The sequence below is a fragment of the Salmonella sp. SAL00672 genome (genome assembly GCF_046552175.1).
In the GTDB taxonomy this organism is placed as follows: Bacteria; Pseudomonadota; Gammaproteobacteria; order Enterobacterales; family Enterobacteriaceae; genus Salmonella; species Salmonella enterica.
In genome coordinates this window covers 365,662-383,840 of record NZ_JBGDUQ010000002.1, presented here as the reverse complement: position 1 = coordinate 383,840, position 18,179 = coordinate 365,662, and the positions used below count along the sequence as shown (strand labels likewise).

General features: G+C 50.4%; 19 protein-coding genes and 1 tRNA gene. 6 read left to right on the top strand and 14 right to left on the bottom strand.

Translation table 11 applies throughout. From position 1 onward, the window contains the following. Positions 1 to 41 precede the first annotated feature (41 nt). Positions 42 to 497: a multidrug/biocide efflux PACE transporter gene (locus tag ACLJTG_RS07660; RefSeq protein WP_001519547.1), complete on the top strand. Its 456-nt coding sequence runs from the start codon at positions 42 to 44 to the stop codon at positions 495 to 497. 141 nt (positions 498 to 638) lie between these two features. Continuing rightward, on the top strand, positions 639 to 1,868 hold the full coding sequence (locus ACLJTG_RS07655) for an amino acid permease (protein ID WP_000036837.1): 1,230 nt from the start codon (positions 639 to 641) through the stop codon (positions 1,866 to 1,868). Between the two features lie 30 nt (positions 1,869 to 1,898). On the opposite strand, the gene rcnR is transcribed toward ACLJTG_RS07655, so the two are convergent. Further along, the gene (gene rcnR, locus ACLJTG_RS07650) at positions 1,899 to 2,171 is read right to left on the bottom strand and encodes a Ni(II)/Co(II)-binding transcriptional repressor RcnR (protein ID WP_000019953.1); all 273 of its coding nucleotides are present in this window, start codon (positions 2,169 to 2,171) and stop codon (positions 1,899 to 1,901) included. A 121-nt stretch (positions 2,172 to 2,292) separates the two neighbouring features. On the opposite strand from rcnR, the gene ACLJTG_RS07645 reads away from it, so the two are divergent. Beyond that, on the top strand, positions 2,293 to 3,159 hold the full coding sequence (locus ACLJTG_RS07645) for a nickel/cobalt efflux protein RcnA (protein WP_058644933.1): 867 nt from the start codon (positions 2,293 to 2,295) through the stop codon (positions 3,157 to 3,159). Positions 3,160 to 3,368: 209 nt separating this feature from the next. Here ACLJTG_RS07645 and ACLJTG_RS07640 read toward each other — a convergent pair whose 3' ends face one another. From ACLJTG_RS07640 to vapB, 10 genes are all read right to left on the bottom strand, one after another. Then, positions 3,369 to 4,127, bottom strand: a complete 759-nt coding sequence (locus ACLJTG_RS07640; RefSeq protein ID WP_000134795.1) for a transcriptional regulator — start codon at positions 4,125 to 4,127, stop codon at positions 3,369 to 3,371. Beyond that, positions 4,114 to 4,626 (bottom strand): CaiF/GrlA family transcriptional regulator, encoded by a 513-nt coding sequence (locus tag ACLJTG_RS07635; RefSeq protein ID WP_021000746.1) that lies wholly within the window; start codon positions 4,624 to 4,626, stop codon positions 4,114 to 4,116. Before ACLJTG_RS07635 ends, ACLJTG_RS07640 begins: the two co-directional genes overlap by 14 nt. Positions 4,627 to 4,770: 144 nt before the next feature. After that, positions 4,771 to 5,847 (bottom strand): fimbrial protein, encoded by a 1,077-nt coding sequence (locus ACLJTG_RS07630; protein ID WP_021000747.1) that lies wholly within the window; start codon positions 5,845 to 5,847, stop codon positions 4,771 to 4,773. Continuing rightward, positions 5,844 to 6,587, bottom strand: coding sequence for a fimbrial biogenesis chaperone StdC (stdC, locus tag ACLJTG_RS07625; RefSeq protein ID WP_024792619.1), 744 nt, complete (start codon positions 6,585 to 6,587; stop codon positions 5,844 to 5,846). Before stdC ends, ACLJTG_RS07630 begins: the two co-directional genes overlap by 4 nt. A 40-nt stretch (positions 6,588 to 6,627) precedes the next feature. Further along, positions 6,628 to 9,117 carry a fimbrial outer membrane usher protein StdB gene (gene stdB, locus ACLJTG_RS07620; protein WP_198898176.1) on the bottom strand — a complete coding sequence of 830 codons (2,490 nt, stop codon included), beginning with the start codon at positions 9,115 to 9,117 and terminating at the stop codon, positions 6,628 to 6,630. Between the two features lie 119 nt (positions 9,118 to 9,236). Beyond that, positions 9,237 to 9,821, bottom strand: coding sequence for a fimbrial protein (locus ACLJTG_RS07615; protein WP_001244638.1), 585 nt, complete (start codon positions 9,819 to 9,821; stop codon positions 9,237 to 9,239). A 718-nt stretch (positions 9,822 to 10,539) separates the two neighbouring features. Next, positions 10,540 to 11,172 carry a YfdX family protein gene (locus ACLJTG_RS07610; RefSeq protein ID WP_000835265.1) on the bottom strand — a complete coding sequence of 211 codons (633 nt, stop codon included), beginning with the start codon at positions 11,170 to 11,172 and terminating at the stop codon, positions 10,540 to 10,542. Between the two features lie 46 nt (positions 11,173 to 11,218). After that, entirely contained in the window at positions 11,219 to 11,755 is a 537-nt protein-coding gene (locus ACLJTG_RS07605) for an STM3031 family outer membrane protein (protein ID WP_079951098.1), read from the bottom strand. 806 nt (positions 11,756 to 12,561) lie between these two features. Beyond that, entirely contained in the window at positions 12,562 to 12,960 is a 399-nt protein-coding gene (gene vapC, locus ACLJTG_RS07600; RefSeq protein ID WP_000911337.1) for a tRNA(fMet)-specific endonuclease VapC, read from the bottom strand. Then, positions 12,960 to 13,187: a toxin-antitoxin system antitoxin VapB gene (gene vapB / locus ACLJTG_RS07595; RefSeq protein ID WP_000557545.1), complete on the bottom strand. Its 228-nt coding sequence runs from the start codon at positions 13,185 to 13,187 to the stop codon at positions 12,960 to 12,962. Before vapB ends, vapC begins: the two co-directional genes overlap by 1 nt. Before the next feature lie 208 nt (positions 13,188 to 13,395). On the opposite strand from vapB, the gene ACLJTG_RS07590 reads away from it, so the two are divergent. Continuing rightward, positions 13,396 to 13,647, top strand: a complete 252-nt coding sequence (locus ACLJTG_RS07590) for a hypothetical protein (RefSeq protein ID WP_001540858.1) — start codon at positions 13,396 to 13,398, stop codon at positions 13,645 to 13,647. Positions 13,648 to 13,921: 274 nt separating this feature from the next. Next, positions 13,922 to 14,728 (top strand): DUF1460 domain-containing protein, encoded by an 807-nt coding sequence (locus tag ACLJTG_RS07585; protein WP_010989071.1) that lies wholly within the window; start codon positions 13,922 to 13,924, stop codon positions 14,726 to 14,728. Positions 14,729 to 14,859: 131 nt separating this feature from the next. Here ACLJTG_RS07585 and ACLJTG_RS07580 read toward each other — a convergent pair. Together ACLJTG_RS07580 and actS are read right to left on the bottom strand one after the other, a co-directional pair. Continuing rightward, positions 14,860 to 14,933, bottom strand: a tRNA-Gly gene (locus ACLJTG_RS07580). Positions 14,934 to 15,012: 79 nt separating this feature from the next. Beyond that, on the bottom strand, positions 15,013 to 15,771 hold the full coding sequence (actS, locus tag ACLJTG_RS07575) for an amidase activator ActS (RefSeq protein ID WP_000244328.1): 759 nt from the start codon (positions 15,769 to 15,771) through the stop codon (positions 15,013 to 15,015). 264 nt (positions 15,772 to 16,035) lie between these two features. Between actS and idi the strand changes: the two genes are divergently transcribed. Further along, complete coding sequence (idi, locus tag ACLJTG_RS07570; RefSeq protein ID WP_023218751.1) at positions 16,036 to 16,581, top strand: isopentenyl-diphosphate Delta-isomerase; 546 nt, start codon at positions 16,036 to 16,038, stop codon at positions 16,579 to 16,581. 75 nt (positions 16,582 to 16,656) lie between these two features. On the opposite strand, the gene lysS is transcribed toward idi, so the two are convergent. Further along, complete coding sequence (gene lysS / locus ACLJTG_RS07565) at positions 16,657 to 18,174, bottom strand: lysine--tRNA ligase (protein ID WP_000003339.1); 1,518 nt, start codon at positions 18,172 to 18,174, stop codon at positions 16,657 to 16,659. Between the last annotated feature and the right edge of the window lie 5 nt (positions 18,175 to 18,179).

The following is an 18,179-nucleotide window of genomic DNA, read 5'->3' as shown; positions in this document are numbered from 1 at the left end:
GAAATTTCTTTAGCTTGATTAAGAGTAAGGTTTTTTCGTTTATGCAACATGACGCCATACAACGTCGCTCGCTGCCGGAGCGTATTTTCCATGCTGTCTGTTTTGAAGGTATTGCGACTGCGATACTGGCGCCAACGACCGCCTGGCTAATGCAGCGCTCGGTGCTGGAGATGGGCGGCCTGACGATATTGCTGGCAACGACGGCCATGATCTGGAATATCATTTATAACGCTCTGTTTGATCGACTGTGGCCTGCGCATCAGGTGAGACGAACCGCCAAAGTGCGCGCACTCCATGCGTTAGGATTTGAAAGTGGGTTTATTGTCATTGGCGTGAGTATTGTCGCCTGGGTACTGAATGTCAGCCTGCTACAAGCATTCACCCTGGAAATTGGTTTCTTCCTGTTCTTTTTGCCGTACACGATGCTGTACAACTGGGCATACGATGTTTTACGCCAGCGAATAGTGACCCGCCGCCAACAGCGCGTTAGTGCATGATATTGCTCTTTTTTGCCGGGATCGCAACGCTCCCGGCCCCCCTCCTCCACGACATCCATCTGCTTAAAACGCCCCCAACTGACGCTATTTATGGTAAATTGCGCTTCTTTTTGTGTGTTTTATAGTTGATAAATTCAAATAATGTCTAAAATTTGGTCAAAAGATGAGACTCTCTGGAGTTTTGCATTATACGGAACGGCTGTAGGCGCAGGCACTCTTTTCCTTCCCATCCAGTTGGGATCGGCAGGCGCAATCGTGCTATTTATTACCGCGCTGGTCGCCTGGCCTCTAACATACTGGCCGCATAAGGCGCTGTGTCAGTTTATTCTTTCCTCAAAGACTTCTGCAGGTGAGGGAATTACTGGCGCCGTTACTCATTATTACGGCAAGAAAATCGGCAGTATTATTACCACGCTTTATTTCATTGCGTTTTTTGTCGTGGTATTAATTTATGCTGTGGCGATTACCAATTCCCTGACAGAGCAATTAGCGAAGCATATTCAGATAGATATTCGCATCCGGATGGCAGTTAGCTTCGGCGTAGTACTTATCCTGAATATGATTTTCTTAATGGGAAGACATGCCACTCTTCGCGTAATGGGCTTTTTAGTCTTTCCACTTATCGCTTACTTCTTGTTCCTTTCGCTCTACTTAACCGGAAGCTGGCAACCCTCGTTACTGACCGGGCAGATGTCTTTGGATAGTCACACGTTGCACCAGGTATGGATTTCTATTCCGGTGATGGTTTTTGCTTTTAGCCATACGCCCATTATTTCGACGTTTGCCATCGACAGACGGGAAAATTTTGGCGATCAGGCCATGGATAAATGCAAAAAGATCATGAAGGTCGCCTATCTGATTATCTGCCTGAGCGTGCTATTCTTTGTCTTTAGCTGCCTGCTCTCCATTCCGCCGTCATACATTGAAGACGCGCGCAACGAAGGCGTTACCATCCTTTCCGCGCTCTCGATGATGCCCAATGCGCCGGCCTGGCTCTCTATTTCCGGTATTATCGTTGCCGTCGTGGCCATGTCGAAATCTTTCCTCGGCACCTATTTCGGCGTCATTGAGGGCGCAACCGAAATGGTAAGAACCACCCTACAGCAGGTTGGCGTGAAAAAAAGCCGGGCGTTCAATCGCGCGCTGTCTATCATGCTGGTCTCCGGGATTACGTTTATTATTTGCTGTATTAACCCGAATGCCATCTCTATGATTTATGCTATTAGCGGCCCACTCATTGCGATGATTCTGTTTATTATGCCCACGTTGTCAACGTACCTGATACCGGCATTGAAACCCTACCGTTCAGTAGGCAATTTCATTACGTTGGTCGTCGGTTTACTTTGCGTATCGGTGATGTTTTTCGGCTAAAGTAAAAGATAGCCGGGATATAACTCCCGGCTATTTTATATAAGAATCCAGCACCTTTAATATTACGTCCAGATCTTCTTCACGTCTGGCTTCATCACTCTGATGAACGATATGCTCGGTCAGATGCCCTTTAATCACCTCACGCATTAAGCCATTTACCGCGCCGCGAATCGCCGCGATCTGTTGTAACACGGCCGCGCATTCATGCGGTTCATCCAGCATTTTTTTTAGCGCTATCACCTGCCCCTGAATCTTGCTGGTTCTGGCTTTAAGCTTTTGTTTGTCCCGGATGGTATGTGACATTACAACACCTCACTAACATTAACGAATACAAATTATAGCATTACGATGCTACTGGGGGGTAGTATTCCATACTGGGGGGGAGTAGAATGACGCCCACATAAAACAACTAAGAATCATTCTCATGGGTGAATTTTCGACACTTCTTCAGCAAGGAAACGGCTGGTTCTTCATTCCCAGCGCCATTTTATTAGGTATTTTGCACGGGCTTGAACCAGGGCACTCCAAAACTATGATGGCGGCTTTTATCATTGCCATTAAAGGTACGGTTAAACAGGCCGTCATGCTCGGTCTGGCAGCAACGCTTTCTCATACCGCGATCGTCTGGTTAATCGCGCTGGGTGGGATGTATCTTAGCCGGGCATTCACCGCACAATCAGTGGAACCATGGCTGCAGTTAATTTCTGCGATTATTATTCTGAGCACCGCGTGCTGGATGTTCTGGCGGACATGGCGAGGCGAGCAGCAGTGGCTGGCGGGAAACCATCATCACAACCACAACCACGACCACGACCACGACCATGACCATGACCATGACCATGACCATGACCATGACCATGACCATGACCATCATGGTCACATACATCCGGAAGGCGCAACGTCAAAAGCGTATCAGGATGCCCATGAACGCGCCCATGCTGCCGATATTCAACGCCGTTTTGATGGTCAAACAGTGACTAATGGACAGATCCTGCTATTCGGCCTGACCGGAGGGCTTATCCCCTGTCCGGCTGCGATCACCGTTTTACTGATTTGTATCCAGCTTAAAGCGTTTACACTGGGCGCCACAATGGTGCTGAGCTTTAGTCTTGGCCTGGCATTAACGCTGGTGACGGTAGGCGTTGGCGCGGCGATAAGCGTTCAACAGGCAGCAAAGCGCTGGAGTGGTTTTTCGACGCTTGCCCGGCGGGCGCCCTATTTTTCGAGCATTCTGATTGGTCTGGTCGGCGTGTATATGGGAATTCATGGCTATACCGGGATCATGCAGTAAATATGTAACGCTTCTGCTCAGGCCGTATCATTCACGTCGGGTTTCATTCCAGAAGCGTTTTTACTTATCAAACGGTATGAAAGGCCATACATTCAGCGTCCCGCCTGAATTCTGTATTTTACTCCACTACACCACAGGCAAAACATACCCCACCGCCACCGGGTTTAGCCGGCGTTTCAGGGTTTCTGGATAGGGTCGCCGGAGGCGGGTTATTGCGGAGCGATAAACGGAGTTCGCTGCAGTGATTTACAAAACCGGGTACCAAACAGCAGTTCCCGTAATCGGTTCCGCATTCCCAGCTTCACCAGTAACCGGTATTTGTCCTGCCAGATTTGCTTCTCCTGTGTATTCAGCCTTCCACACAACGCTGACAACCTTCCTCGTCCACGGTAAACTTCCTGAAGCAAGCGTAACTGGGCCAGGCTCACTCCGCATGCCAGTATCTCCCGGTGCATCAACTGATCCATATAGTTCATCAACCGCTTCGGATTGTTAAATATCGGTGGCACTTCCAGAAAGCCCGTCACCGGATCCGGAGATAACAAAAAGGCGTCCAGCCCTCCTGTCCTGCGCAGGCGTGCGCCCCCGGCCCACTGTTCATCCCGCCGCCACCGAATAAGTATCTCCGCCAGTTCCTGCTCCAGCAGCGCCGGGATGCCGCCGTATACCTTCAGTACCACCCGGTCGCTGAAAAACAGCTCATCGCTGATAATCATAACCGGGTAGTCCGGCAGTATCTGTCTCAGGGAATAGAACAAAAAGAGATGTTCACGGGGACGCAGACACAGTATCAGTATGGCCTCCGGTTTCCGACGTAATTGCTGCAACAGAACAGGCAGCCTGTATGCGGTTTCACAGTTGCAGCCCGGCAGAAATCTTCGGACCAGGTGTGCCACGGCGATCGTCACCGGCCAGCAGTCACCGTAAACGATAATCTGCCGGGCCGGCATCCGGTTATGTTCCGTCATCCTCATCCTCCTTCTTTTTCAGGATCTTTCCCGCATTTCTGTTACTGCACAGCCGGTTCCACAGTTCATTTGCCATCGACCTGTCACCATTACCGACCCGGCGTTTTGATACCAGCGGCGGTCCGGCTTTTTCACGGCACGTGGACGGGGTGGGACTGTCAAGAACCCGGATAACATAAATCTCATAGCGTCGTGCTTTATTAGGCAGGGTCTGGTGACGGCAGATGCTGACCACCCGCGATGTTTTGCTTCGCAGATAGGCAATCAGGTAGCTGGCCCGTCTGGCCGTGATGTGAAACGCCTCTGCTATCTGGTTACGCTGAACCCAGTTCTGCTGCAACAGGCACCAGTGTGCCACAATGATATACAGGGGCTCGTCGGCATACTGGCGGACACTTACCGGAATAAAACAGGCATCATGGTTGGTTTGTCCGGGATAATGAATATCGTTACCAGGGGTAAGGTACTGCTTTTTTGCGTGTGTATTATCAGGGCACATAAAACCTCTCCATAACTGGGTAAATGATTTCCCGGAGGTGAAGAACAACTCTTAAATAGTATTTATTATTAATGTGTGTTTATTCGGGATTAGTTCCCCGATAACTCAGTCAGTTCTTTTATATTTATTATCTGCCATCGCCGGTTAGTTATAAGTAACAGTAACGGGTATTGCAGCAGAAAACTTTCCTGTCTTTACACTTCCCCCCGGGGTCGGGGTTATTACTGCGGTATATACCTTCGACACATTACCGGTGACAGCTCCTGTAATAGTAATATCCCCCAGTACTTCTTGTTTATCAAAAGTAATCTCTTTTCCTTTATCATCTTTTATTGAAAGCCGGAGTCCATTAGGCTGACCTTTGTTGGGGCCATCCAGACTGACAAGATTCAGAGTTTGCCCGGTATCCTGTGTCAGCGCACCTTTCCCGAAGGTGATGGCCAGAGGGATCGTGAATTCCTGTCCCATAGCCGGTCGTAAAACCTGCGTGGCGATCACTGTAAAATTTGCCTGTCTGGTCTGTGAAGGTTCATAAGTCGTATAAATATGCCCAAAGTTGACCTGTAATGGAACAATGTCAACTTTACCCAATCCGTTTCTGAGAATTCTCACATTAAAACCAGATAAAACAAATCCGTTTTGTCTCAAAGAATAAGAAAAAGGTACAATATTTAAAACATTACTTATCCCCGTAAAAGCTGTAACTGCACTACTCTCTGAATATGCTTTTGTATATAAGAAATCCAGTGTTATCCTTACTTTTCGTTCTGTAGTCCCAACAGGTAGTTTTGTGCCAAACTCTTTTCGTAACTCATTTCCTGACTGAGTACTCTTTATTTCATCCCAGGAGAACGAAACAACACTTGAAGCATTTCCTGTTTCTTTAATGGACATTCTGAATCCAAGTCCCATCGCATCTAGTGTCTTGGTAAATTTACTGAAGTAGCCCTGATTAAATACCAGCTGTGGAAATTGCGTGTCATATCCCATGTAACATTTAAAAACTGCATCCTGATTGATTGTATAGATAACCGAATCCGGGCCAGGTTTAAAATCATCGGTTGTCAAATTTATACTTCTTAAATTAATATTCTGACCGGAAGTGACTGCACATTCATTTATACCTAGCTCAACCGCATACACTTTAGTCACACATAAAGAGCACAACATCATCACCAGCACGGTCAGTTTTGTTTTCAGATTAAAAATCCATTCTGTCATGATGTCGCCCCTGCGTCCTTAAACGCGCAGTTCAGGGCATCGCAGGTGTAGCGATTCATCTGCAGTCCCCCGTAATCATCAATATACCCCACCCACAGCGTCCGGGTTTCTGCCGGCAGAACAGCCTTTAAAGGCAGGTTCCCCAGGGGCGGCACCATCACGCCCTCGCGGAAACCGCTGAGCCTGTGGCTACGGTCTGCTCCCAGCCACGCCACAGTGATGTAGTACGGCGTCGGGTTTCTGAGGGTCAGGTGTCCCGCATTCCGCTCAGCGGTCAGCTTTCTTTCCGGCTGGTCATTGCTGCTTCTGATAATGGCTTTCGGACGGTAAAACAGTTTCAGCTGGCTCTGCATGGCCAGCTGCAGGACGTTGTCGTCTTCCGGCTTCGGGGGAACGCCCCGCACGTTAAACCAGAACAGCGTTTCCCTGTCCTGAGGGAGCTTATCTGTCAGCCCACGAACCTGGGTGATACGGACCTGGGATTTCTGTCCGGCATCAATACGCTGCAGCGGCGGCAGCGCCATCAGCGCATCGGTTCTCACCCCGTCAGCGTCCGTCACCCAGGACTGCGCCAGAAACGGCGTGGTTTTGTCATCGTTATTCAGCGTGATGGCCACCGTTTTCTGCGGCGCATCCATGATAATACGGGTCCGGTCGACATTGACGGCCGCCGGGCTGCACTGGCTCCATGCTGCCGCCAGTGCGAGTAAAATCACACGGCTTATTCTGCTGTTTTTCACCTGTTTTCTCCTTTAGTCCTGCTCTGTGACAGGGATATTTTTATCTGCAGGGCAGTAACAGTGGCCCCCGGCTGAGTGTCACCGTTTCCGGCAGGGTGAGTCTGCACTGCACCCGGCCATCCCAGGACACGTTCAGGGTCCGGCGGTCTTCCCCGCTGAGTCCGGTCAGGTAGGCCAGACCGCCATCTCCGACCATCCCCGCGGTTCTGCCGGTTTTTCCGGACACCACCAGGGCGCCAAACGGCGGACTGGCGCCATCAGCCAGTCGGATATGACCGAGCACCTGCTCCCCCTGGCTGGCGTCAATCTTCCGGTAGCCCACCGCGCCCTCCGTCAGTACCTGACTGATGACGGAGCTGCTGACGTCCACGTCCTCCGGCAGGGCGGCCACATCAACCGAAATATCGCTGCGGCGGTAGCTGCTGCCGGCGCTCACCACGCCCACCCCGAAGCGGTTGGTCACCCCGCTGTTGCCGTTCACCGGCACACCGGCCACGTCTCCGGTATCTATCATCATGCGGGGCTCATTCCCGGCCATCGACTGGCTGAAAGCGGCACCGTGGGCGGTGGCAGTCACCGAGCCGTACCAGCTCAGGCCCAGGCTGCGGTACTGTCCGGGCTGCAGGGTGGCGTCCGCTGCCGCCTGGCCCCACGGCAGACGGCTCTGCACGCTGCCGCTGAAGTTGCTGTTACTGCCGGTGTCATAGCGGTTATGACCGGCACTGATGTTCCATGTGGTGTCCGGGTTATGGAAATCGCTGTAATTCACGTTCTGCTGCAGGCCGCCCCGGTTATCCTTCTGCACGCTGTAGCTCACCTGGCGACTGTCGCCCCACGGGATACTGATGGTGGCGTAGACCTGGTTCTGGCTGCCCCCGCCGGTGTACTGGTTACGGGCAAATGACACCGAGGCCGAAAGCCCCTGAAGGTCGCCGAGACTGAACACTTTGTTGAGGCTGAGCATGTAGTTATTGTTGGACTGTGCGTTCCAGTAATTGAGCCGGCTTACCGAGAGGGCCGCGCTCATGTTGAGTACCGGAACGGACTGGCTATAAGTCACGGTGTAGCTTTGTTTTTCATGCCACGCATCGCCGCCGTCGGTGGCCCGGCGTTGCAGGTATTCCGGCATGGACAGAAAATGGCGGTCCGAGAACCGGTATCCGACGAACGCCAGGGTGCTGCCGGTTTTATCAAACGTTTTGGCATAGTTGATACGGTAGCTGTAACCGGACTGCTTCTGCCCGTGCGGCAGCCGCGCATCTGAACGGGTGACGTCCGCGGACAGGGCACCCAGCAGCCCCATATTCTGGCCTATCCCGAGCGCAGCGGACCGGTAGTCGCCGGTGGAGGCAATGAGGCCGCCGTACAGCGACGTGTTGTTAAATGCTCCCCAGGTGGCCTCCCCGAGCAGAAAGTCAGGGCTGACCGTGCTGTTGTTATGCGTCCCGCCGTACAGCGGACGTCCGGCGGCCACCTTATAGCGAACCTGTCCCTGGCGTGCCATAAAGGGGACGCTGGCCGTGTTGACCTGCCAGGTCCGGACGCTACCGTCGCTTTCCCGGACGCTGACATCCAGGTTGCCGCTGATATTCTGGCTCAGGTCGGGAAGCTCAAAAGGCCCCGGCGACACCCGGGTCTGGTACAGAATGCGACCATTCTGGCTGACGGTGACCTGTGCATTACTGTTCGCAATGCCGCTAATTTTCGGGGCATACCCCTGAAGAGAGGGCGGCAGCATGCGCTCATCGCTGGCCAAAGTGAGCCCGGCAAAGCGGAAGGAGTCAAAAATAGCGGAGCTGAGGTACGTCTGTCCGAGCGTCAGTTTTGAGCGCAGTGCTGGCAAGGCACGGAACAGATACGTCTGCGGCAGATAAAAATCGGACTGTGATGCGCCCTGCCCACTGTCAAAACGGCTGTACTGGTAATCGCTCCGCAATCGCCAGGCGCCGAGATTAAACCCGGCGGTGCCGTAGAGGCTGTAGCTGGTAGAGGTTTCCCCCTGCTGCGGCATATAGCGGTTGACCATCAGGCTGTAATCAAGCAGGCCGGCGGTGACGCCGTCGCTCCAGCGTGAAGGGGGCACCCAGTCCGGGTCCTGATAACGCATCCAGGCCTGGGGAATAATGAAGGTCAGACGCTGATTTTCAGCGCTGTACCGTACCTGACTGTCAGCGGAGCGCAGCTCAAGGCATTGCCCGTCCGGGATACCGGTAACGGGTTTCAGGCCATGAATAATCTTATCCTTAAGACCCAGCATGGCCACCATGTCTGTTGTCACACAGATGACGGCCGCGTCGCGTCCGGCAACCGGTACAACCCTGACCGGATACTGTTCCCGTACCGGCTGGTCATTGAGCCAGATATCGAGAATATAGTTACCGGGCGCCACATACCCCTCGCGGCTGAAGGCCGTGAGGTCCACGTTAGACAGGTTCCCGCTGTCCAGCAGGCTGGCATTGAACTCCGTGGCCTGCGACTTCAGGACGGAAAATGTCAGGGTAATCAGAATGGCAAGCCGGGTAATTTTCATGGCATGGCGCTTTCGTGTTGTCGTCCGTGTAACAGACAGCCCGCAGGCACAGTCAGATATAAAAGCCGTCCGATCCCCTCCGTGGACGGCTTCTCCCTGTCGTTATTTACCGCGTAAAATCACAGGTATTTCAGGGTGTAGGTGACGGAGGCGTTAACATCGCCAGGAGTTGCGGCATCTGTCAGGGCTATCAGGCGGGCAAAGAAGTTGAGTTCGTTATTCCCGGCCTGCAGTTGCTGGGCGTCGCCATCCGGCATCGGGGTATTGGGTGTAATCAGTGAGGTGTTGTCACCTTTCAGAAGCTGCACACCAACATGCTGGGCACTGCCGGTGCTGACGTAAGCTTTACCTGAGGTATCAGCTGTGCCACTGAAAGAGACGGTTACTTTAGACATTTTCCCTGCGGAGCCGGCTATTGTAGTTTCATTCGGATCGAAGGCGCAGTTCTGCAGATGAATGGTGAACGGTTTTGAGTCCGTGGTTGCATTGGCGGTATTCAGTTTACGGTAAGAAATCTGTCCAAACGGAACGGTGATCGCATCGTCGCCCGGTGCGATATCACAGGGTGAGTTGGTGATGGTACCAGTGAAAAGAATTTTACCTGAGCCGAACGGGCCTGCTGTGGGTGTAGTATCGGCGGCAAATACAGAAGCACCATACATCATACCGGCAGCCGCCATGGCAAGTATTATTTTATTACGCATAGATAATATGTCCTTTGGGTGAATGAGAATTATTTTGCAAAGGCTGAAAACAACTCTGAGGGTATTAATGAAAGCGTTCAGAAAAGATTCGTATGAATAATAAACGCCTGGTGTTAAACGAAGCACCTGAACTTTCCATCGAAAAATATTGATTTCAGCTAATGCCTAATCAGTTGTAAGAAAATTCTTATTCAAATTAAAACAATAAAAATAGATCGATACGATCGATGATTATGATCGTAATTTAAGAATAATCATCAAAGAAATACTTTTTAATGTAATTATAAGCGGGTGAATACCTAACAGACAGATATTCGCAGCGGACATGAAATATTTTGTAATATGTTATCGGGAATGTATGTTTTGCTTTTCCATTACACTGGATATTTACAAAACATAATACTAATCATATATAACAATGAAATTACTGGCAGCATAAAAAACTGGATATAACGCAAGTAAAAGGCATTTAATTCCAAAACATTAACTTAATAAATCATTATGAACCATCATAAGTGGAAGGAATAAAAAATAATAAATGAAATGATATTCTTCTGTATTTGTGATGGGCATCACAATAGATATAAATGCAGGTACCCTGACATTTCTGAACTTCGCGGATGAAATTTAAAAACAATGCCGACAGCAAAGAACAAACTGGTAATAGCTGTCAGACATAATGCTGCCTGCTGTAATGTATACAGCAGGCTGGGGGATATTAATGCGCGGCGTCGTGCTGCACGGAGTGCGTGGGTGATTCCTGAACTGACTGAGAGTCTACAACTATGCCATCCTGAGCTGATTTCAGTAACAGACCTGCCTGATAGTATTTTCCTTCGTTCATCAAGGAAAGCGCTGTGGTCACATCCTTACGGGTTTGCTGAAGAGGAATGAGTTCCTGATTTTCAATAACACTGACGCCTGCTAGTTTCAGGGCCTCTATAGTTCCTTTTTTATCTCCTTCTTTCATTTTCTGGTTTGCTTTATTAATAGCATCATTTTTCTGGCCCGCAGGGAGATAATCTTCTGCTACCGTAATCGATGAATTTATCCGAATATAGTGGTCTCCTTCAACTGGGGCTTTTTTATCTGATTTGACATACAGATTCCAGTCAGTGCTGTCATCGTTCAGGAGTTTTTCTGCTTGCGCAGCCAGTTGTTCCGCCTTTTGGGTGCGACCATTAAACAACTCGAATCGCGACATTCCGATATCACGCATGGCCTGCCAGGCCTGTCCGGATATCTTGTCATTATTCAGAGTAACGTTATCAGTCATGTTTGTTGCGGCCATAATATTTCCTGAAAACAGGATAACCATCAGCGCAACGCCTGGCATAATATGGCTTTTCATAATCCATCATCTCCACAAAGTAACATTTTTTATCGGATTATCCTATTCAGAACCGGTAACCCACGCCAAGATTAAAACCATTGCTATTAAGGCTTCCGCTGTTATAGGTAGCATCAAAATCCGCTCCCTCATAACCCAGAGTTATAGCGACACTACTGACCGGGGTATAAGCCACGCCAGCAGAATAACCATATCCGACCTTACTGTCAGACTCATTTATCCCGTGATCACGCTGATGCAATAATACGGGGCCCACTTGACTATACAGACTTAACTGGTTATTTATTTTCCATGAGGGGCCTGCAAGCAGGGAGTAATAACGGGTTGTTACACGACCATTACTGCTTTCATCGGAATAGCGCTGGCTTCCATTTAGCCATGCAAATGAGGTTGTCAGCCCCCAGTCCGGTGACATTTCATAGTTGTTTGCCAGCCGTACCCCACGCAACGTCCCGGCGTGATTAGTATGGGACTGGGCGTATCCAAGTGAAAATGTACTGGCATTATCGTCTGCCCATACCGGACTGGCTGCAGCAGACAGCAGAACAATACCGGCACTTCCGGCTAATAGCATTTTGTTCATCTTCTTCTCTCCGGTTATTTTTACCTGATGCCTTACTGGCATGTATTAAGTTAAAATCTTTCCGTGATAACAAACTATAAATAAATCTTTTAATTTATGAGCGCTGTTACGCCAGCAAATACCTTTATCTCCGGCTGTCGGGAGGCTATTCACGAAAATATATCCAGGCCAGAAACAGTATTTAATAATAAATAAACTGGAAAATAAAAACTGACAAAAATAGAAGTTCACTGATATATACCAAAAATAATTTGAGTTGCTGAAAGGCGGCAAGGGAGTGAGTCCCCGGGAGCATAGATAACGCTGTGACCGGGGAGAGCAACAAATCTGCTGGGAGCAGATTTGAACGTCGCGTGCGACGGCCCGTCAGGGCGAGGCCCATGGATGGACCGAGTAATCCGTTGCCAACACATAAGCACCTTGAAGTATGAAGGGTATATAACGGGAAAGAAGGCATATCGGCCTGGTAAATCAACGTCTGTGATTTAAGTTGCAGGAAACGGCTATGGAGAGGGGGGGGCGGCAGTTATCGGGCAGTAACGGCATTGTTCAGTGAGTATCCAGGAAACAAAAAAAGAAGGGAGCGGTACTCCCTTCGTAAACATGTCAGAATACGACATTTTGGTACTCTTTTATTTATTATCTGGCCGTAAAAGTTATGCTGTTGGCAGATATCTCCAGTCAACATAAAAAAATACCACCAGCTAAAAATGTGATGCAAACCACCATTAAGCAGGTAACCAAATTGACTGTGCCACTAAATCCGGAAAAGAGTTTGAATCCGGGGATAACATCTGATGCAGAAATTAGCACCAGTCTTCGATTCGGATACCCGGAATGCGTTCAAACTCGCGGAGATTGTTTGTGACGACGACCAGTCCGCGGCTACGGGCATGGCCAGCAATCATCTGGTCATAAGGCCCGACAGGTGTTCCCTTGCGGGCCAGTTCGGCACGGATTTGACCGGTATGTATCGCTGCCTGTGTATCGTAATCCAGAACCTCAAGGCGGGAGATAAATCCCTCCACGACGGCAAGATTACGCTCCGGCGCCAGGCTTTTTTCAGCACCGTAAATCAGCTCCATTAAGGTGATGGAGCTGATACACATTCGGGATGTATTGAGGTTGAAGCGTTCTCTGATGTGTTCGGGCTTATTTTTGATGGTGAAAATACAGGTATTGGTATCAAGCATGAATTTCAGCATCAGAATCCTTCCCGTTCCTGTACTGCGGGTTGTTCTCTGGTACTCATAAAATCAGTACTGGCGCCTTCGCCATCGAACCAGCTGTCCCAGGATTCTCCGACTGGAGTAATGATTCTGCTTCTACCAACCGCAATGATTTCGACATGTTTCACATCATCCGGAAAGGATATCGATTTAGGCAATCTGACTGCCTGGGTCCGGTTACTAAAAAAAAGTGTTGTGTGCATAGCTGCCTCCTTTCTGGATATACAACGCGTATATCCATTATGAGTAGAGGCGATGTATATGTCAAAGAGATATACAGGAAAAAATAATCCAGTCACATGACGCGCACTCCGCAGGGCATCCTTGTCCAACCCCGGCAATCGGGGAAAGCGAGTTTCCCCGACTCCGGCATTTCTGAATACATCCAATGAAGGAAATACCATGCAAACAATGCATAAAAAACATATGTGCCCATGGCTTCTGCCCGGTTTGCTCGGTCTGGCTCGGTGTGCGCCAGTACCGCATACTTACGCAGCCATCATTGAGGCAGGATTTTATCCGGAAGGTACAGATCTCCAGCTTGTTCTTAAGATAATTGAGACCGCGCGACAGGAAATCCGTCTGATGGACTATTCCTTCACCTCTTGGGAGGTGGTCCGGTTCGAACATTCAGTGAGTACAAAATTCTCCATGTCAAAGTGATCGTCAGCGACGACCGCCACACTGAGGTGGACGCGTCAGAATCGCTGATCGGACACGTCGCAATCTACACTCTGACTTATAAGCCAGCCTGAAGGGGCATGTTGGCTTTGACGATCAGGCAAAAAACAACGGCGAATAAAGTCGTATGATGATCTTCACATTTATCATCATCAGCGTTCATATTACTCAACCTGTAATCAACCTCTGGCGTTTTTCTGTATCCATCACAACCATTTCCGGTAAAGGTAAAAAAGGGATTTGAACCTTTCCGGAGATGATAATGAAGGTAAATGCATGGACAATTTTGCTTATGTCGGCGCATCTGACGGCCTGTGCCGTCCCTGGCACAGAAAAATATCAGACCAGCATGGACAGCGTTACGGCAGAAAAAATAAGCCGGATTATCCAGTCGGATGTCATTCCTTATAAAGGCGAAAACCATGGAGAAGTTATCAGCCGCGTATCGTCTGCTTTTCTCGGAACACCTTATCAGGCGGATACGCTCATCGGTGGGCCCGGCATCCCCGAAGTCCTTGTAGCGAATTTCAACGGCGTGGACTGCTTTACCCTGGCTGATTACGTTGAAGCCCTGGCCCGCAGCGATAATCAGAAATCGTTTCTGCATAATCTTGCCAGGACTCGCTACGCCGCGGGCAAAGTTGCTTATCTCAGCCGCCGGCACTTCTTCTCTGACTGGTTCGCCGCAGCACCGCGTAATGCACGGGATGTAACGCCGGATATCAGCCCTGATTATGTCGTTGTTGACAAGCAGCTTAACCATAAACCTGATGGCGGCGAGTACATTCCTGGTCTGGGCATCCATCCTCGTAAAATAAATTACATTCCCGGAAGAGCCATCAACCAGCAGGTCATGAACCACCTAAAAAACGGGGATTATATCGGTGTCTACTCCCCGCTTGACGGGCTGGACGTTTCACATGTGGGTATCGTAGTTCGCCATGATGAACAGGTGTGGTTCAGGAACGCCTCCTCATTGGCCGCAAACAGAAAAGTGGTGGACACACCGTTTATGGAATACATGCATTCCAGACCGGGCATCGTTGTGCTGCGGGCTGAATGATAAAGTCATTACCGGAGTCGCCAGCTGATAATAGCCGTCCGACATAGGTATTGAAACCCTGTGTACTGTGGGGCCGACACGGAAAATTGCTGTAAATTCGTGGATTTAGTAAATACTAGAAGATATTTGTCTGGAGCGGGCGAAGGGAATCGAACCCTCGTATAGAGCTTGGGAAGCTCTCGTTCTACCATTGAACTACGCCCGCTTTGAGATGCGTAAAGCATTATAAACCTTACGCTCTGGTTGGCAAGAGACTTACTGGCTGACTGGCGATTAATTCGCCGTCAGCACTTCGGTTTACTCCCCTGCGGCGGCAGATAACGCAGCGGATCGATGGCCGTCGCCCGGTAGCGAATCTGGAAGTGTAGTCTTACGGATGCGGCATCCGTGCTGCCCATCGTAGCGATTTTTTGCCCCGCTTTAACGCTTTGTCCATTATTAACCAGCATGGTGTCATTATGAGCGTAAGCCGTAATGTAATCTTCATTGTGCTTAATCATGATGAGATTGCCGTAACCGCGCAGCTGGTTCCCGACATAGACAACTTTACCCGCTCCCGCCGCATAAACAGGCGTTCCGCGCGCGCCCGCAATATCGATCCCCTTATTTCCGCCCTCCGCGGTGGAATAAGGTAAAATCACTTTACCGTTAGCAGGCCATACCCAACAACGCTGCCCCACCGGCGGCCAGGAGGATTTTGGCACCGAAGATGACGGTCTGACCGCAGCAGTTTTTGTTGCTGTTTTATTGCTGGTTTTGCGTGTTGAACTGCTACTCTTTGCGCTGCCGCGCACTTTAATTCGCTGCCCCACCTCAATAGTATAAGGCGGAGAAATGCCATTCAGTCGGGCCAGTTCTTTCACGCTGGTTCCCGTAGCGCGCGATATACGATACAACGTATCGCCGCGCTTAACGGTATAGACGGAGCCGGAATACGTTCCTGAGCCGGAATTACTGGAACACCCCGCCAGCAGCAGCCCTGTGCATAACAGCACCGCAATACCCAGGCTATTTTTGTTCAGGCGTCCTGCGCTCAAAACCATTCCTCACTCTATTGACAGACGCCTTATGATAGCAGCCAAATGCCGTATGCCCAATCCATTGACGCCGGAAAGGGTCCGTGTGGATGATGATGCCGCGAATATCCGATATGCCAGCATAATATCGACTCACGGCATGATGGCGCTCGTCTGCGTTCTGTCAGGGCCTGTTTTGGTAATGCCTTTCTTTCTGTTATGCGCTACGCTGATCGTCTGAGTATATGGCCTGGCCATGCTGCCGGGTCATTTTAATTTTCAGGAGCTTTCATGACTGAGGAACATGTCGTTTTATTGGATGAGCAGGATAAGCCTTCCGGCACACTGGAAAAGTATGCGGCTCATACGCTTAATACGCCTTTGCATCTGGCTTTCTCCTGCTGGCTATTTAACGAAGATGGCCAGTTGCTGGTAACACGACGGTCGCTGAACAAGAAAGCCTGGCCAGGCGTGTGGACGAATTCGGTTTGCGGTCATCCGCAACAAGGCGAAACCACCGAAGAGGCGATCATCCGCCGTTGTCGGTTCGAACTCGGCGTGGAAATTACCGATCTCACCCCCGTCTATCCGCACTTCAGCTATCGAGCGACAGATCCAAACGGTATTGTGGAAAATGAAGTCTGTCCGGTATTTGCCGCGCGGGCAACCAGTGTGTTACAGGTTAACAGCGAAGAGGTGATGGACTATCAGTGGAGCGAATTTAAAAGCGTATGGAAAAGCCTTCTCGCTACGCCGTGGGCATTTAGCCCGTGGATGGTCATGCAAGCGTCAGACGAACAAGCGCGTGAACGACTGCTCAATTACTGCCAGCGTTAAAAATTGCCTGATGACGCTACGTCTGAACGAAGAGATGCCGGATGGCGGCTAATGCCCCATCCGGCAATTTACATCTTATTTCACCGGACGCATCGCCGGGAACAGAATAACGTCGCGAATCGTGTGGCTGTTAGTAAACAGCATCACCATACGGTCGATACCAATTCCCAGACCCGCTGTCGGCGGTAAACCGTGTTCCAGCGCCGTCACGTAGTCTTCGTCGTAGAACATGGCTTCGTCATCGCCCGCCGCTTTTGCATTAACCTGATCCAGGAAACGCTGCGCCTGGTCTTCCGCATCGTTCAACTCGCTAAAGCCATTGCCGATTTCACGACCGCCGATAAAGAACTCGAAGCGGTCAGTGATTTCCGGGTTCACATCATTACGACGCGCCAGCGGAGACACTTCAGCCGGATATTCGGTGATGAAGGTCGGCTGAATCAGATGCGCTTCAGCGACTTCGTCAAAGATCTCGGTGACGATACGGCCCAGACCCCAGCTTTTCTCGACGTGAATGCCGATGCTTTCAGCAATCGCCTTCGCGGAATCGAAGTTGTCCAGATCAGCCATATCCGTTTCCGGGCGATATTTCTTGATCGCTTCACGCATGGTCAGTTTTTCGAACGGCTTACCGAAGTCAAACACTTCATCACCGTACGGAACCTGGGTGGTGCCCAGAACATCCTGCGCCAGCGTACGGAACAGAGACTCCGTCAGCTCGATCAGGTCTTTGTAGTCCGCATACGCCATATAGAGTTCCATCATGGTGAACTCAGGATTATGGCGCACGGAGATGCCTTCGTTACGGAAGTTACGGTTAATTTCGAATACGCGTTCGAAGCCGCCAACCACCAGACGCTTGAGGTACAGTTCCGGCGCGATACGCAGGTACATGTCCAGATCCAGCGCGTTGTGATGGGTGATAAACGGACGGGCAGACGCGCCGCCTGGGATCACCTGCATCATCGGGGTTTCGACTTCCATAAAGCCGCGAGCAACCATAAACTGGCGAATACCGGCCAGGATCTTCGAACGGGTTTTGAAGGTGTTACGGGATTCATCGTTAGAGATGAGATCCAGATAACGCTGGCGATAGCGCGCTTCCTGGTCCTGCAGGCCGTGGAATTTATCCGGCAACGGACGCAGCGCTTTCGTCAGCAGGCGCAGTTCGGTGCAGTGGATAGACAGCTCGCCGGTTTTGGTTTTGAACAGCTTACCTTTCGCGCCGAGGATATCGCCAAGATCCCACTTCTTGAACTGCTCGTTGTAAACGCCTTCCGGCAGATCATCGCGCGCCACATACAGCTGAATGCGGCCGCCTACGTCTTGCAGGGTAACAAAAGAGGCTTTACCCATAATACGGCGAGTCATCATACGGCCCGCGACGGACACTTCAATATTCAGCGCTTCCAGTTCTTCAGCTTCTTTCGCGTCAAACTCTGCGTGCAGTTGGTCTGAGGTACGGTCACGACGGAAATCGTTCGGGAACGGGATACCCTGCTCACGCAGTGCAGCCAGCTTCTCGCGACGTGCCTTCATTTCATTGTTAAGATCGACTACCTCGTCAGCGCCCTGTGCGTTTTGTTCAGACATGTTGA